The organism is Streptomyces sp. NPDC107528, assembly GCF_055639295.1.
Genome location: NZ_JBVKAV010000019.1, coordinates 74,862 through 90,496, shown reverse-complemented (window position 1 = coordinate 90,496; position 15,635 = coordinate 74,862). Strand labels below are relative to the sequence as shown.

Below are 15,635 nucleotides of genomic sequence, written 5' to 3'. Positions count from 1 at the left end.
TGCCGGTGCGGCAAGGGAGTTGTGAGACGCCCGTGCGGTGAGCCGGCCCGGAAGGCCAAAAGGCGCGTCCGCAGCGCCGCGGGCGGGAAGCGCATGCGCCTCCCATCGGCGGTACCTTCATCATCACGCCGATGAGGAGAGTCAACGTGAGCAAGTTCGTGCGGCCCGCACCCGAAGGCGCCGACCCGTTCGGCACGGCCCGCCTGCGGCGCGGTGTGCTGGACGCCTGGGCCACCAGTCCCGCCCGTTTCCGGGAGGACGCCAACGCCGAGGAGGACCTCGTCCTCGGCGGGTACCGGGACCGGCTCGTCGTCGAGCTCGCTCAGAACGCCGCCGACGCCGCCGCCAGGGCGGGAGTGCCCGGAAGGCTCCGGCTCACCCTCCGCGAGGGTGTTCTCGTCGCCGCCAACACCGGTGCTCCGCTCGACGCGTCCGGCGTCGAGTCGCTGGCCACCCTGCGTGCCTCCGCCAAGCGGGACTCGGCCTCCGTCGGCCGGTTCGGTGTCGGCTTCGCTTCCGTGATCGCGGTCACCGACGAACCCGCCGTCGTCGGGCGGCACGGCGGTATCCGGTGGTCCCTCGTCGAGGCCCGCGAACTGGCCCGGGAGACCGCGGCACACAGCCCGGGGCTCGGGGACGAGATCCGGCGGCGGGACGGTCATGTGCCGCTGCTGCGCCTGCCGTTCGCCGCCGAGGGCACCGCCCCGGACCCCTACGACACGGTCGTCATCCTCCCCCTGCGCGACACCGCCGCCGCCGACCTCGCCGAACGGCTGCTGCACTCCGTCGACGACGCCCTGCTCCTCGCCCTGCCCGGGCTTGAGGAGGTCGTGATCGAGGCCGGCGACGCCGAGCCGCGCACCCTGCGCCGCGGGGCCGACGGCCCCTTCACGGTCGTGGAGGACTCCGCCAACGGCGTCACCCACTGGCGTACGGCCGACGCCCACGGCCCGCTCACGCCCGAACTGCTCGCCGACCGCCCGGTCGAGGAGCGGCTGCGCCCCCACTGGTCGCTCACCTGGGCCGTCCCGGTCGACGCCACGGACAGCACGCCCGCCCGGCCCCGCACCGCCCCCGTCGTGCACGCGCCCACACCCAGCGACGAGGCCCTCGGCGTCCCGGCCCTGCTCATCGCCTCCTTCCCCCTCGACACCACCCGCCGGCACGCCGCCCCCGGCCCGCTCACCGACTTCCTCGTGCAGCGGGCGGCGGACGCGTACGCCGAACTGCTCGCCGACTGGCGTCCGGTGAGCGACGGCATCATCAGCCTTGTACCCGGCCCGCTCGGCAAGGGCGAACTCGACGGTGCCCTGCGCCAGGCCATCCTGGAGCGCCTGCCCCGCACTTCCTTCCTGCCGCCCGCCGTCGAGCCGCAGGAGCAGGACTCCGAGCTGCCCGAGTCCCTGCGGCCCCGGGACGCCGAGGTGGTCGAAGGCGCGGGCGCCGACACCGTGCAGGTCCTCGCCGAGGTCCTGCCCACCCTCCTCCCCGCCGGGCTCGAACGGCGCGTGGAGCTGCGGACGTTGGGCGTCGCCCGGGTCCCGCTGACCGACGCGGTCGACCGGCTCGCCGGGCTGGAGAAGGCGCCGGACTGGTGGCGGCGGCTCTACGACAGCCTTGCCGGGGTCGACCCGGACCGGCTGTCCGGCCTCCCCGTGCCGCTGGCCGACGGACGCACCACCATCGGCCCCCGGCAGATCCTGCTCCCCACCTCCGACGGCGCCCCCGTCGACCCGGAAATCCTGGCCCGCCTGGGCCTCAAGGTCGCCCACCCCGACGCCGCGCACCCGCTCCTGGAGAAGCTCGGCGCACTCCCGGCCACGCCCCGCGCGGTCCTCACCACACCCCAGGTGCGTGCCGCGGTCGCCGCCTCCCTGGACGAGGAGGGCGCGCTGAGCTGGGAGGAGGAGACTCCCGACGCCGAGGAACTGGCCGACACCGTCCTCGCCCTCGTGCGCGAAGCGGGCCTGGAGCCCGGTGACGAGCCGTGGCTCGGCGCCCTCGCGCTGCCCGACGAGGAGGGGGAGCCCGCGCCCGCCGGCGAACTCGTCCTCCCCGGCAGCCCCTTCCACCAGGTCATGCGGGACGGCGAACTCGCCACCGTGGACTCCGAACTGGCCGAGAAGTGGGGCGAGCAGCCCCTCGCCGCCTGTGGTGTCCTCGCGAACTTCGCCCTCGTGCGCGCCACGGACGTCGTCCTCGACCCGGACGAACTGGAGCCGCGCGAAGGCGACTTCGCCCAGCCCGACGACGCGGGCCTGCTGGACGCCGTGGACGTGTGGAGCGAGGACATCCTCGACCGCTTCCCGGACACGCCGGTACCGCCGGTCGCCACCGAGCTGATCGCCGTACGCGACCTGGACCTGGTGGACGACGACAAGTGGCCCCAGGCCCTCGCCCTGCTCGCCCAGCCGCCCCTGCGGGACGCGCTGACCCAGCAGGTGCGGATCCTGCTGCCCGACGGCACACACGAGGTCGTACGGCCGTACACCGCATGGTGGCTGCGCGGTCACCCGGTGCTGGACGGCCGCCGCCCGGCCGGGCTCCTCGCCTCCGGCGGCGACCCGCTGCTGCGCGGCCTGTACGACGAGGCCGACGCGACCGGCTTCGAGGACGAGCAGGTGCTGCGGGCGCTCGGGGTGCGCACCTCCGTCGCCGCGCTGCTCGACGAGCCGGGCGGCGGCGCCGAGCTGCTCGACCGCCTCGCCGACCCGGACCGCCCCGTCACCTCCGCCCAACTGCACGCCCTGTACGGCGCCCTGGCCGACCTCGACCCCGAGCAGGTGACGCTGCCCGACGAGCTGCGGGCCGTGATCGACGGGCGGGTCGAGGTGGTGGACGCGGCCGACGCGGTGGTCGTGGACTCGCCCGACCTGCTGCCGTTCACGGAGGGGGTGCCGCTGCTTCCCGTACGGCCTTCGCGGGCCGCCGAACTGGCCGAGCTGTTCCAGGTGCGGCGCCTGAGCGAGTCCGTCACCGGCGACGTGGACTCCGAGGGCACCGAGCACGACGTACCCGAGTCGGTACGGGTGCTGCTCGGCGCGCGGACGCCCCAGTCGTACGTCGAGCACGAGGAGCTCGTCGTCGACGGCGTGGAGATCGACTGGCGCCACACGAACGACGGCACCCTGCACGCCTCGACCCTGGAGGGCGTCGCCGCGGGGCTCGCCTGGGCGGCGGGGCAGTGGCCGCGGCGGTTCGAGGTGGCGGCGTTGCTGGAGGATCCGTCGCGGACGGGGGAGCTGGCGCGGGACCGGTGGTTCGACTAGGGGCCGTCCCCATCACCGTGCCCGTGCACATTTTCTTCACCTCCCGTACAACTTTTCGTCGATGTCGCTGATCTGATCACCCGAGCCAACAGGCTCAACGATCACTTGGGCCCGGCCGGCGACGAGCCGCGCGGAACGACCGCGGCCGGGCCCCTTCTCCTCCTGGGGAACGTATGCGCATTCGAGCCACTGTGGCCGCCGTCTCCGGTGCCCTGGCCCTCTCCGCCCTCGCCGTGCCGGCCGCACAGGCCGACGCGAGCGCCGGCGACACGACGATCACCAAGGTCGTCGTCGACGGCGACAACATGGCCTCCGTGGGCACGTCGGTCGCGAAGGCCATCAAGGTGAGCGTCACGGCGCAGGACGACTCCGGCATCCTGAGCGCCGAGGAGTTCTCACTGTCGGGCCCGGACTACGGCTACTTCACGACCGGCAAGCCGACCTGCACGGTGGTCAGCGCCACCACCTCCACCTGCACCGCCTCGGTCCTGGTGGACCCGAAGGTCGACTACCTCACCAACGCCTCGGCCGGCACCTGGTACGTCGACGCGCTGGTCGATGCCAGGGACGGCGACTTCGTCTGGAAGGAGAAGGCCGGGTCCTTCAAGTTCCAGCGCGCCTCGAAGCTGACGGTCAACGCCTCGCCGGAGCCGGTGACGAAGGGCAAGACCATCACGGTCACCGGCAAGCTCTCCCGGGCGAACTGGGAGGACCTCCAGTACCACGGCTACACGAACCAGTCGGTGAAGCTGCAGTTCCGCAAGAAGGGCAGCGACACCTACAGCACCGTCAAGACGATCAAGTCGAACTCGACGGGCGAGCTGAAGGCGACGGTCACCGCGTCGCAGGACGGCTACTTCCGTTACAGCTTCGCGGGCACGAGCACGACTCCGGCCGTCAACGCCACCGGTGACTTCGTCGACGTGCGCTGAAACCGGGCAATCGCCGCCCGTTCACTCAGCGTCAGTAACGCTTACGCAACATCCACACCAGCGGCACAACCCTCCACTCGTGCCGCATATCTGATCTTGTGAGCCAACAGGCTCCAACGATCACTCGGCCCCGGTGTGATCGCGAGACACGGTGCTCGGCGATCCACCGGGGCCCTTCTCCACGTGGAGAACGCATGCGCATACGAGCCACTGTGGCCGCCGTCTCCGGTGCCCTGGCCCTCTCCGCCCTCGCCGTGCCGGCCGCGCAGGCCGACGACACCGTGAGCCGTGCGGACGTCGCGAAGATCCGTGAGGCCGCGCACGCCGCGTCCGGCAAGAGCGCGCTCGGCACCCGCGCCCCCGTAGAGGGCCAGCCGTACGCCTTGAACGTCTCCTTCTCCGACTTCAAGATCGCCAAGGCGGTCAAGGTCGGCATCACCAACCACGTCTCCACCAAGGTGACGTACAAGCTGACCCACGGTGCGGACCTCGACATCACCGCCGCGGACTTCTACACCGACCCGTACATCTACAAGGGCGCCTTCGACGCGCCGGACAACATGCTGTTCGGCAACAACTACGGCAAGTGCACGCCGGCTTCGTCGACCACGGCCAACTGCACCGGCACGATCGACGTCTACCCGGCCGACGGCGAGCTGTGGAACGCGGACGCGGGCAGCTGGAAGGCCGGCGCGATGGCCATCGCGTTCAACGATCAGGACCCCTCGGCCGAGTCCTTCGACATCACCAAGGTCGGCTACGCCGACAAGGGCGGCCTCGCCACCACCCTGATCCAGCGCTACTCCCAGCTGACGGTCAACGCGTCGCCGGAGCCGGTGAAGAAGGGCAAGACCATCACGGTCACCGGCAAGCTCTCCCGGGCGAACTGGGAGGACAACAAGTACCACGGCTACACGAACCAGTCGGTGAAGCTGCAGTTCCGCAAGAAGGGCAGCGACACCTACAGCACCGTCAAGACGATCAAGTCGAACTCGACGGGCGAGCTGAAGACCACGGTGACCGCGTCGACGGACGGCTACTTCCGCTACAGCTTCGCGGGCACGAGCACGACGCCGGCCGTCAACGCCACCGGTGACTTCGTCGACGTCCAGTAGGACAGTGACCCACAACGCCCCTCCGGCCAAAGCCGAGCGCAGCGGCTAGGCGGGGACGCGGCGGTCGACCCACCTCCACGCGAACTCCAGGGCGACCGCCGCCACGGCCGAGATACCCACCGCGATCCACGGCATCGTCATGCCGACCAGCCGCAGCGCGAAGAACTCCTGTAGCCACGGCACCACCAGCACCAGCAGGAATCCGAGCCCCATCGCCGCCACCAGCCCGACCCGCCACCATGTGTACGGCCTGGCGATGATGACCAGCACCCACATCGCGATCAGGAACAGCGTCAGCGTGGCGACGCTGGTCTCCGCGTCCAGCGCGCCCTCACCGGTGTAGTAGTGACGGGCGATCAGGTACGTCACGAATGTCGCCACCCCGGCCACCACCCCGCCCGGGATCGAGTACCGCATGACCCGCCGTACGAAGTGGGGTTTCGCGCGCTCCTTGTTGGGTGCGAGAGCGAGGAAGAACGCCGGGACGCCGATGGTGAGGGTGGACAGCAGTGTCAGGTGCCGCGGCAGGAACGGGTACTCCACCTGCCAGCACACCACCATCAGCGCCAGCAGCACCGAGTAGACGGTCTTGACCAGGAACAGCGTCGCCACGCGCGTGATGTTGCCGATGACGCGACGTCCCTCCGCGACCACCGACGGCAGCGTCGCGAAGCTGTTGTTGAGCAGCACGATCTGCGCGACCGCGCGGGTGGCCTCCGACCCGGAGCCCATGGCCACGCCGATGTCGGCGTCCTTCAGGGCGAGGACGTCGTTCACGCCGTCGCCGGTCATGGCGACGGTGTGCCCGTGGGCCTGCAGCGCGCCCACCATGTCCCGCTTCTGCTGCGGGGTGACCCGCCCGAACACCGTGCCCTCGTCGAGGGCCGTCGCCATCCCGTCCGTGTCCTGCGGGAGCCGGCGGGCATCGACCGTCGTACCGGTCAGCCCGAGCTTGGTCGCCACCGCGCCCACCGACACCGCGTTGTCCCCGGAGATCACCTTGGCGCGGACGTTCTGCTCGGCGAAGTAGTGCAGGGTGTCGGCGGCGTCGGGCCGCAGCCGCTGTTCCAGTACGACCAGGGCGGCGGGCTTGGCCCCCTCGGCGACCTCGGGATCGTCGAGGTCGCGGCCGACGCGGGCGAGCAGCAGGACCCGTAGGCCCTGTTCGTTCAGCCGATCGGTTTCGGCCAGGTCGGGATCGTCGCTGCCGAGCAGGACATCCGGGGCGCCCAGCAGCCATGAACTGGTCTCGCCGTTGCCCTCGCTGAAGGTGGCGCCGCTGTACTTGCGGGCGGAGGAGAAGGGGAGGGACTCGGTGCAGCGCCAGTCGTCGGCGTCCGGGTAGGCGTCGATGATCGCCTGGAGGGAGGCGTTCGGGCGGGGGTCGGACTCGCCGAGGGCGCCCAGCACCTTGCGTACGTACTCCTCGTCGTTTCCGCCCAGGGGCCGCAGCTCGGTGACGTCCATGCCGCCCTCGGTCAGCGTGCCGGTCTTGTCGAGGCAGACGGTGTCGACGCGGGCGAGGCCCTCGATGGCGGGCAGTTCCTGCACGAGGCACTGTTTGCGGCCGAGCCGGATGACGCCGATGGCGAAGGCGACCGAGGTGAGGAGCACCAGCCCCTCGGGGACCATCGGCACGATGCCGCCGACGGTCCGGGCGATCGAGTCGTCGAGCGCGTTGTCCTTGGCGACGAGCTGGGTGATGATCAGGCCGGTCGCGGCCGGGATCATCATCCACGTCACGTACTTGAGGATGGTGGAGATGCCGGAGCGCAGCTCGGACTGGACCAGCGTGAAGCGGGACGCCTCCTCGGCGAGCTGGGCGGCGTAGGCCTCGCGCCCGACCTTGGTGGCCTGGAAGGCGCCGCCGCCGGCGACGACGAAGCTGCCGGACAGCACCTGGTCCCCCGGCTGCTTGACGACCGGGTCGGCCTCGCCGGTGAGCAGCGACTCGTCGATCTCCAGCCCGTCGGCCTCGACGCACACGCCGTCCACGACGGCCTTGTCGCCCGGCCCGATCTCTATCAGGTCGTCGAGCACGATCTCCGAGGTGCTGACCTCGCCGGCGACCCCGTCGCGCCGCACGGTGGGCCGGGCCTCGCCGATCACGGCGAGCGAGTCGAGGGTCTTCTTCGCCCGCCACTCCTGGACGATCCCGATGCCGGTGTTGGCGAGGATCACGAAGCCGAACAGGCTGTCCTGGATGGGCGCGACGAAGAGCATGATCACCCAGAGCACGCCGATGATCGCGTTGAACCGGGTGAAGACGTTGGCGCGGACGATGTCGGTCATCGACCGGCTGCTGCGCACCGGAACGTCGTTGACCTCGCCCCGGGCGACCCGCTCGGCCACCTCGGCGGCGGTCAGCCCGCCCGTCGCCACCGGGGCGCGAACGGGGTGCACAGGGTTGTCCACTTCGGCGCCCGCGTCGGTATGCGTCATGCCTTCGACGGTACGTGCGGATCTACGCCTTCACCCGCCGAGTGCGGGCAAGTTCCGACCTGGGGAGGACCGGCGTCGTGCCGTGGTCGTACGGCGCGGTACCTCAGGACGACTGGGGTTCGCCCGTGGTCTCCCGGGGCTCCTCGGGAGCCGCCTCCCGCTTGAGGGCGGCGTCGCGCCTGCGGACGTACCAGATGCCGATGAGCCCGAGCCCGCCGCCGGCCAGACAGGTCCACACCCACCAGGCCTGTCCGCGGTCGTCGAACCAGTTGTAGAAGGGGAGCTGGACGACGAAGAGAACGAACCAGAGGATCGTGCCGCCGGTGATGGTGGCGACCACGGGGCCCTCAAGGGGCTCCGGCGCCTCGTGCTTGGGGGATCCCGAGAAAAGACCGGCCATGGGGACAGCTTACGAGGCGATCGGATCCCGGTACGAAGCGATCGCTCCACGCGGAGCCACGCGCACATCTACGCGCGGAGATAGCAGATCCAGGCTTTATATGTTCATACTGAAACGGTTTATGCCTGACCACTTCTCTTCGTAGGAACAACCAAAAGCATGCCCACCTCGGCTCCTGCCAAGGCCCCCACCCCTGAACAGCCGGGAGCCGGGCCCACTTACGGCGCACTCGACCGCTACTTCAAGATCTCCGAACGCGGCAGCACGCTGCCCCGTGAAATCCGCGGCGGTCTCGCCACCTTCTTCGCGATGGCCTACATCATCGTGCTGAACCCGATCATCCTCGGCAGCGCGAAGGACATGTACGGGCATCAGCTCGACAACGGGCAACTCGTCACCGCGACGGCCCTGACGGCGGCGTTCACCACCCTCCTCATGGGCGTCATCGGCAACGTGCCGATCGCGCTCGCCGCCGGTCTCGGCGTGAACTCGGTCGTCGCGCTCCAGCTGGCGCCCCGGATGTCCTGGCCGGACGCCATGGGCATGGTGGTCCTGGCCGGCTTCGTGGTCATGCTGCTCGTCGCCACAGGTCTGCGCGAGCGCGTCATGAACGCCGTGCCCTACGGCCTGCGCAAGGCCATCTCCATCGGCATCGGCCTGTTCATCATGCTGATCGGCCTCGTCGACGCCGGCTTCGTCTCCCGCATCTCGGACGCCGCCCAGACCACGGTCCCGCTCCAGCTCGGCGGCGACGGCCACCTCAACGGCTGGCCGGTGCTGGTCTTCGTCCTCGGCGCGCTGCTCACCCTCGCGCTGATCGTGCGCAAGGTCCCCGGCGCGATCCTCATCTCGATCGTCGCGATGACGGTGCTCGCGGTCGTCATCGAGGCCGTCGTGAACGTGCCGTCCTGGGGCCTGACGACCCCGAAGTGGCCCGGCAATCCCGTCGCCAGTCCCGACTTCGGCCTGATCGGCGAGGTCAGCCTGTTCGGCGGCTTCGACAAGGTCGGCGCGCTGACCGGCATCCTCTTCGTCTTCACCGTCCTGCTGTCCTGCTTCTTCGACGCCATGGGCACGATCATGGGCGTCAGCGACGAGGCGAAACTGACCGACGCCCAGGGGCAGATGCCGGGCATCAACAAGGTCCTGTTCGTCGACGGCCTCGCCGTCGCCGCGGGCGGCGCCAACTCCTCGTCGGCCACCACCGCCTTCGTGGAGTCCACGGCCGGCGTCGGCGAAGGCGCCCGTACCGGATTCGCGAACGTCGTCACCGGCGCCCTGTTCGGTGTGGCGCTGTTCCTGACGCCCGTCGCCACCATGGTCCCGTCCCAGGCGGCCACCCCGGCCCTGCTCGCGGTCGGCTTCCTGATCCTCGCGAACTCCGTCAAGGAGATCGACTGGGCCGACTACACGATCGCGATCCCGGCCTTCGTGACGATGGTGATGATGCCGTTCACCTACTCGATCACCAACGGCATCGGCATGGGCTTCATCACCTTCGCGGTGCTGCGCCTGGCCGCCGGGTGGGGCCGGGAGGTGCCGATCGCGATGTACGTCGTGGCGGCGGTGTTCGGCTTCTACTACCTGATGCCGGCGCTGGGCCTCACGTAAGCGCGTCTCTCACGTAAACGCGTCTCCCACGTGGGCCCGCTGCTCACGTGCGCCCGTAGAACTTCTCTGTCTCTTCCACGGCGGCCTGGAACCGTTCGTCGAAGTCATCGCGGATGAGCGTCCGGACGACATAGTCCTGGACGCTCATTCCTCTTTTCGCGGCATGCTGGCGGAGCCGTTCGAGCAGCTCATGGTCTATTCGCAGGCTGAGCACGCTGGTCCCCATGAACACGAGGGTCGCGGCACTCTTCGGTGCGGTGTGTCACGTTCCGCTGCCGGATCACCCATATGAGTGATGTCGCGCTTGAGTGGCCCGGCTCACGGGCATTCATGCGTGTCCTTGGTGGTCTTTAGGGAGAGTAATGAGTTACTCTAAGGACCATGTCGGACCTTACCCATGGCGACAACGCTGCCGCCGTGAACTCCCTGCGCTCCGCCGTGATGCGACTGTCACGCCGGCTCAAGCACCAGCGGGTCGACGAGTCGCTGAGCCCCACCGAGATGTCGGTGCTGGGCACCCTCTCCCTCTGCGGAAAGGCCACCCCCGGTGAGCTCGCCCGCAAGGAGCACGTTCAGCCGCCGTCGATGACCCGCATCGTCGCCCTGCTGGAGGCCAAGGGACTGGTCCGGCTTGAGCCGCACCCGGAGGACCGGCGCCAGAAGGTCGTCACGAAGACCGAGCAGGCCGAGGCGATGCTCGAGGAGAGCCGCCGAAAGCGCAACGCCTTCCTGGCGGCCCTGGTCGAGGGTCTCGACGAGGACGAGTGGGCGAAACTGCGCGCCGCCGCCCCCGTGCTGGAGAAGCTCGCACACCTGTAAGCAGCCAAGAGGAGGCGAACCCTTTTGAGTACGGGATCCGGAGCAGACTCCGCCCCCGCACCGACCACCCACGAATCCCCGCCCGCCCGGGGGCCCCGCAGGTCCTCGATGTTCAGCTCGCTGAAGGTCAGGAACTACCGCCTCTTCTTCCTCGGCCAGGTCGTCTCCAACACCGGCACCTGGATGCAGCGCATCGCGCAGGACTGGCTGGTGCTCAGCCTCACCGGCTCCGCCACCGCCGTCGGCATCACGACGGCCCTGCAGTTCCTGCCGATGCTGCTCTTCGGCCTCTACGGCGGCGTCCTCGTCGACCGTCTGCCCAAGCGCCGCACGCTGCTCGTCACCCAGACGTCGATGGCCGTCACCGGTATCGCGCTGGCCGTCCTCACCCTCTCCGGGCACGTCCAGGTCTGGCACGTCTACCTGGCCGCCTTCGTCGTCGGTCTGGCGACCGTCATCGACAACCCGGCCCGGCAGTCGTTCGTCTCCGAGATGGTCGGCCCGGACCAGCTCCAGAACGCGGTCAGCCTGAACTCCGCGAACTTCCAGTCGGCCCGCCTGGTCGGCCCCGCCGTGGCCGGCCTGATGATCACCGGCGTCGGCACCGGCTGGGCGTTCCTCGCCAACGGCCTGTCCTTCGTCGCGCCGCTCGCCGGCCTGCTGCTGATGCGGGACCGCGAGCTGTACGCCGTCGAGCGGGCGCCGCGCGGCAAGGGGCAGATGCGGGAGGGGCTGCGGTATGTCGCCGGGCGGCCGGAGCTGATGTGGACCATCGTCCTCGCCGGGTTCGTCAGCACCTTCGGCTTCAACTTCCCCGTGTATCTGTCGGCCTTCGCCGACGACGTCTTCCACGCGGGCGCCGGCTCCTACAGCCTCTTCAACACCCTGATGGCGGTCGGCTCCCTGGCCGGCGCGCTGCTCGCGGCCCGGCGCGGCACGGCCCGGATGCGGGTGCTGGTCGCGGGGGCGTTGGCCTTCGGCACGATGGAGATAGTGGCCGCGTTCGCCCCGTCGCTGTGGCTGTTCGCCCTGCTCATGGCCCCGATAGGAATGTTCGGCATGACGGTCAACGTCACCGCCAACAGCAGCATCCAGATGGCCACCGACCCGAGCATGCGGGGCCGCGTGATGGCCCTCTACATGATGGTGTTCATGGGCGGCGCACCGCTGGGCGCGCCGATCGCCGGCTGGATCACCGACGCGTACGGCGTCCGGGCGGGCCTGGCGGTGGGCGGCGCGATCACAGCCGTCGCCGCCGTCACGATCGCCCTGGTCCTGGCGCGGGTCGGCGGGCTACGGCTGTCGGTCGGCTGGAACCACGGGCATCCGCAGGTGCGGTTCGTGCCGCGCGAGCGGGAGCAGTTGGCCACGGCTGCCTGAGGACCGCTTGGGGGGCGGGTGCCTGCGGGCCCCGCCCCCGTGGGGGTCAGACCCGGCGGGCCAGTACCTGCCCGGGCCAGTCGTTCGTCCCCCGGTAGGTCTCGGTGCGGACGAAGCCGTGGCTCTCGTAGTAGCGGACGAGCTTGCCGTCGTCGCCCGCGTAGCAGTCCACCCGCAGCAGCGAGATGCCCGCCTGCCGGGTCACTTCGGCGGCGTGGGCGAGCAGGGCGCCGCCCGCGCCGTGTCCCTTGAAGCGGCGGTCGGAGGCGAGCCAGTGGATGTAGCGCTCGGGCTCGCCGGGCGACGGGAGATGGGCCAGGGAGGGCCCGGGCGAGTCGGCCAGGGTCAGGGTCGCGGCCGGTGCGCCGTCGACCTCGGCGATGAAGACCTCGCCGCCTGACGCGCTCCGCGTGACCGACTCCACGGTCCTCGCGCTCTCCGACAGCGGGTTCGTCCCCCACTGTCCCGTGCGCCCCTGTGAGACCAGCCACTCCACACAGCTGTCGAGCATGCCGAGTATCACGGGGATGTCGTCGGGTCCGCCTTCTCTGATGGTGATCGTCATCCGGTCATGGTGCCAGGCTGGACCCATGAGACTCTTCGCCGCCGTGCTGCCACCCGAGGACGTGGCCCGCGAACTGGCCACCGAGGTCGCCGAGTTGAAGAAGCTGCCCGGCGCGGACGCCCTGCGCTGGACCGGCCGCACCGGCTGGCACTTCACGCTCGCCTTCTACGGCGAGGTCGACGACGAGCTGGTACCGGACCTGTCGGCCCGCCTGGAGCGCGTCGCGCACCGTACGGCGCCCTTCCGGCTGGCGCTGCGCGGCGGCGGCCAGTTCGGGCACGGGCGGGCGCTGTGGGCGGGCGCGGAGGGGGACCTGGCGACCCTGCGGCTCCTGGCCGACCGGAGCGAGGCGGCGGCGCGGAAGGCCGGGGTGCCGATGGGGGAGAACCGGCGCTACAAGCCTCACCTGACGGTCGCCAGGAGCCGGTCGGCGGTGGACGTACGGCCGTACGTCGCGGCCCTCGACGCGTTCGCGAGCCGCACCTGGATGGTGGACGAGCTGGTGCTGGTGCGCAGCAACCTGCCCACGTCCGGGGTGGCGGGCGAGCAGCCCCGCTACGAGGCGGTCGCCCGCCGGCCGCTCACAGGTGCCGGTTAGGCTCGGACACGTGAACCCCAAAACCCGGAACCGGATCATGGCCGGTGTGCTTGTGCTGATGTTCGTCGTGGTGGCCCTGGCGGCGGCGCTCGGCAGGTAGGCGGCATGCGTCTACGGCCGAGCGCCGCCGGGCCCCTGTGACTGCTACCAGGCGAAGGCCTCCGGAGACGGCCCCGGACCCGGGAAGATCTCGTCCAGCCCCGCCAGCAGCTCCTCGCTCAGGTCGAGCTCGGACGCCCGCAGCGCCGACTCCAGCTGCCCGGCGGTACGCGGGCCGACGATCGGCCCGGTCACGCCCGGCCGGGTGAGCAGCCAGGCCAGGGCGGCCTCGCCGGGCTCCAGGCCGTGCTTGTCGAGCAGGTCCTCGTACGCCTGGATCTTCGCGCGTACGGCCGGGTCGGCGAGGACTTCGGCGGCCCGCCCGGAGCGGCGCCGCCCGCCCTCGACCTCCTTCTTGAGGACGCCGCCGAGCAGTCCGCCGTGCAGCGGCGACCACGGGATGACGCCGAGGCCGTAGTCCTGCGCGGCCGGGATGACCTCCATCTCGGCGCGGCGCTCGAAGAGGTTGTAGATGCACTGCTCGCTGACGAGGCCGATGGTGCCGTTGCGCCTCGCCGCGATCTCGTTGGCCTGGGCGATCTTGTAGCCCGGGAAGTTGCTGGAGCCGACGTACAGGATCTTGCCCTGCTGGACGAGGACGTCGATCGCCTGCCAGATCTCCTCGAAGGGAGTGGCGCGGTCGATGTGGTGGAACTGGTAGACGTCGATGTAGTCGGTCTGCAGCCGCTTGAGCGAGGCGTCCACGGCGCGCCGGATGTTGAGGGCGGACAGCTTGTCGTGGTTGGGCCACGGCTGCCCTTCCGTGCCCATGTTGCCGTACATCTTGGTCGCGAGGACGACCTTGTCGCGCCGCTCGCCCTTCGCGAACCAGGTGCCGATGATGCTTTCGGTACGGCCCTTGTTCTCGCCCCAGCCGTACACGTTCGCCGTGTCGAAGAAGTTGATGCCGGCGTCCAGCGCCGCGTCCATGATCGCGTGGCTGTCCGCCTCGTCCGTCTGCGGACCGAAGTTCATGGTGCCGAGGACGAGCCGGCTGACCTTGAGTCCTGTGCGTCCGAGCTGCGTGTACTTCATGAAGTGCACGCTAGCCGCGTGGAGTGCGCTCTAGGCAAGGTCCCGAGGGGTGGTGTGCAGGGCGGCGAACACGGCGCGGGCCCGGGTGCCGTCCGGCAGCCGCCACGCGCCGGTGATGTGGCCGTCCGCGTCCTGAGGTGCCTCCGCGGCGGGGCGCAGGACCCGGTGGAGGCGGAGCACGACCGTGCCGTCGGACGTGCGCAGCTCGGTGCCGTCCCGGTCGTCGGTCGCCGTGGTGGTGCCGGGGGCCGCGGACGGGGAGCCTTGACCCGTGTAGGCGCTGGTGACCTCGCGGTCGGCCGCGTCGCTGGTGCTCTGGTCCTGCGCCTGGGCCCGGCCCTCGATCAGGGCCAGCAACTGGTCGACCAGCACAGGGTCGTGGCAGCCGTCGTAGGCCCAGCGCTGCCCCAGCACGCCGTGCTCCATGGTGCCGACGAGGGCGTGGTCGGCGCCGTCGAGGGGGGCGCCGCGGTAGCTGAGCGGCACGAGGTAGTGGACCGGACGGGCGCCGGAGTCATCCGTGACGACCATGATCTCGATGCCGACCTCGCCCTCGGGGTCGTCCAGCCGGAATCCGCCGGCCTTGGTCAACTCCGGTTCGCCGGCACCGGTGTACCAGGGGCGGGTGGGCAGCCAGGAGGCGAGCAGTTCGAGCTTGGTGGGCTTGAGGGTGGTGTGGTGGATGACGGCCATGGCCCACAGCTTTTCATCGGTCGCGGGGGAAGTCCTCGGTCTTGAGGACGAGGTCGACCACCGTGCCGGTCAGGTCGATGTCGGTGCCGAAGTCGACCCGGGTCTCGGTGGCGTAGGTGCCGTCCTTGGGGACGGTGTAGACGTGGCAGCGTCCCTGGTACGGGTCGGCGATCACGTAGACAGGGACCTCGGCCTCCGCGTACGCGAGTTTCTTTCGGCCGTAGTCGTTTGCGGCCGTCGCCTCGGAAATCACCTCGGCGACGAATTCGACGTCCTCGTATCGCCAGCGGCCGTCGTCGTCCTTCTTTGCCGAGTCGCTGAGCTTCGCGACGTCCGGGCAGAAGCCGTTCTCGTGCCCGGGAAAGTCGATGCGGACGTCCGAGAGCACCCTGTCCATCCCGAATTTGGCCGCGATGGCCCCCGCGATCCGGAAAATAATCGCCCAGTGTGTGTCCCGCTGCGGCGTCATGTGAACGTTGCCCCCGACGATCTCGACCCTGAATCCTTCGGGGACGGGCATCCGCTCAAGGCGCTCGAACCACTGGTCCAGGCGCTCGGTGTTCGCGTCGGCCATCTTGATCCTGTCTTCAAGGACGGTCATCGTGGCGCTCCTCCCCGGCTGCCCCACGGACAGATGCAGCCGCGCAGTACAACGATACGCACAGTGACCGTGACAC

The 15,635-nt window shown here is 70.3% G+C and carries 14 protein-coding genes; 7 read left to right on the top strand and 7 right to left on the bottom strand.

The window, feature by feature from the left end; genetic code table 11:
* Nucleotides 1-131: 131 nt before the first annotated feature.
* From ACZ7L5_RS42520 to ACZ7L5_RS42510, 3 genes are all read left to right on the top strand, one after another.
* Complete coding sequence (locus ACZ7L5_RS42520; protein ID WP_471524150.1) at nt 132-3,269, top strand: sacsin N-terminal ATP-binding-like domain-containing protein; 3,138 nt, start codon at nt 132-134, stop codon at nt 3,267-3,269.
* A gap of 173 nt (nt 3,270-3,442) precedes the next feature.
* Entirely contained in the window at nt 3,443-4,201 is a 759-nt protein-coding gene (locus ACZ7L5_RS42515) for a calcium-binding protein (RefSeq protein ID WP_471524148.1), read from the top strand.
* 194 nt (nt 4,202-4,395) lie between these two features.
* A complete protein-coding gene (locus tag ACZ7L5_RS42510; RefSeq protein ID WP_471524146.1) occupies nt 4,396-5,316 on the top strand; it encodes a hypothetical protein in 921 nt (306 codons plus the stop codon).
* Nucleotides 5,317-5,361: 45 nt separating this feature from the next.
* Here ACZ7L5_RS42510 and ACZ7L5_RS42505 read toward each other — a convergent pair whose 3' ends face one another.
* Both ACZ7L5_RS42505 and ACZ7L5_RS42500 read right to left on the bottom strand, forming a co-directional pair.
* Nucleotides 5,362-7,758 carry a cation-translocating P-type ATPase gene (locus ACZ7L5_RS42505; protein ID WP_471524144.1) on the bottom strand — a complete coding sequence of 799 codons (2,397 nt, stop codon included), beginning with the start codon at nt 7,756-7,758 and terminating at the stop codon, nt 5,362-5,364.
* A gap of 103 nt (nt 7,759-7,861) precedes the next feature.
* Nucleotides 7,862-8,158, bottom strand: a complete 297-nt coding sequence (locus tag ACZ7L5_RS42500; protein ID WP_471524142.1) for a DUF2530 domain-containing protein — start codon at nt 8,156-8,158, stop codon at nt 7,862-7,864.
* 159 nt (nt 8,159-8,317) lie between these two features.
* Here ACZ7L5_RS42500 and ACZ7L5_RS42495 point away from each other — a divergent pair, with 159 nt between their 5' ends.
* Nucleotides 8,318-9,769, top strand: a complete 1,452-nt coding sequence (locus tag ACZ7L5_RS42495; protein WP_471524140.1) for an NCS2 family permease — start codon at nt 8,318-8,320, stop codon at nt 9,767-9,769.
* Nucleotides 9,770-9,812: 43 nt separating this feature from the next.
* Here ACZ7L5_RS42495 and ACZ7L5_RS42490 read toward each other — a convergent pair whose 3' ends face one another.
* Nucleotides 9,813-9,995, bottom strand: a complete 183-nt coding sequence (locus tag ACZ7L5_RS42490; protein WP_328426929.1) for a ribbon-helix-helix protein, CopG family — start codon at nt 9,993-9,995, stop codon at nt 9,813-9,815.
* A gap of 155 nt (nt 9,996-10,150) precedes the next feature.
* On the opposite strand from ACZ7L5_RS42490, the gene ACZ7L5_RS42485 reads away from it, so the two are divergent.
* Together ACZ7L5_RS42485 and ACZ7L5_RS42480 are read left to right on the top strand one after the other, a co-directional pair.
* Nucleotides 10,151-10,588: a MarR family winged helix-turn-helix transcriptional regulator gene (locus ACZ7L5_RS42485; protein ID WP_471524137.1), complete on the top strand. Its 438-nt coding sequence runs from the start codon at nt 10,151-10,153 to the stop codon at nt 10,586-10,588.
* Between the two features lie 108 nt (nt 10,589-10,696).
* Entirely contained in the window at nt 10,697-11,968 is a 1,272-nt protein-coding gene (locus ACZ7L5_RS42480) for an MFS transporter (protein WP_471524135.1), read from the top strand.
* Nucleotides 11,969-12,014: 46 nt separating this feature from the next.
* On the opposite strand, the gene ACZ7L5_RS42475 is transcribed toward ACZ7L5_RS42480, so the two are convergent.
* Nucleotides 12,015-12,533, bottom strand: coding sequence for a GNAT family N-acetyltransferase (locus tag ACZ7L5_RS42475; RefSeq protein ID WP_471524133.1), 519 nt, complete (start codon nt 12,531-12,533; stop codon nt 12,015-12,017).
* Nucleotides 12,534-12,558: 25 nt separating this feature from the next.
* Between ACZ7L5_RS42475 and thpR the strand changes: the two genes are divergently transcribed.
* On the top strand, nt 12,559-13,131 hold the full coding sequence (thpR, locus tag ACZ7L5_RS42470) for an RNA 2',3'-cyclic phosphodiesterase (protein ID WP_471524131.1): 573 nt from the start codon (nt 12,559-12,561) through the stop codon (nt 13,129-13,131).
* A 144-nt stretch (nt 13,132-13,275) separates the two neighbouring features.
* Here thpR and ACZ7L5_RS42465 read toward each other — a convergent pair whose 3' ends face one another.
* The 3 genes from ACZ7L5_RS42465 to ACZ7L5_RS42455 are packed head-to-tail and all read right to left on the bottom strand — an operon-like array spanning nt 13,276 to nt 15,559.
* Nucleotides 13,276-14,265 carry an aldo/keto reductase gene (locus tag ACZ7L5_RS42465; RefSeq protein ID WP_471019730.1) on the bottom strand — a complete coding sequence of 330 codons (990 nt, stop codon included), beginning with the start codon at nt 14,263-14,265 and terminating at the stop codon, nt 13,276-13,278.
* Between the two features lie 30 nt (nt 14,266-14,295).
* Nucleotides 14,296-14,958, bottom strand: coding sequence for a maltokinase N-terminal cap-like domain-containing protein (locus tag ACZ7L5_RS42460; RefSeq protein WP_471524129.1), 663 nt, complete (start codon nt 14,956-14,958; stop codon nt 14,296-14,298).
* Between the two features lie 13 nt (nt 14,959-14,971).
* Complete coding sequence (locus tag ACZ7L5_RS42455) at nt 14,972-15,559, bottom strand: Uma2 family endonuclease (protein ID WP_328426936.1); 588 nt, start codon at nt 15,557-15,559, stop codon at nt 14,972-14,974.
* Nucleotides 15,560-15,635: the final 76 nt, after the last annotated feature.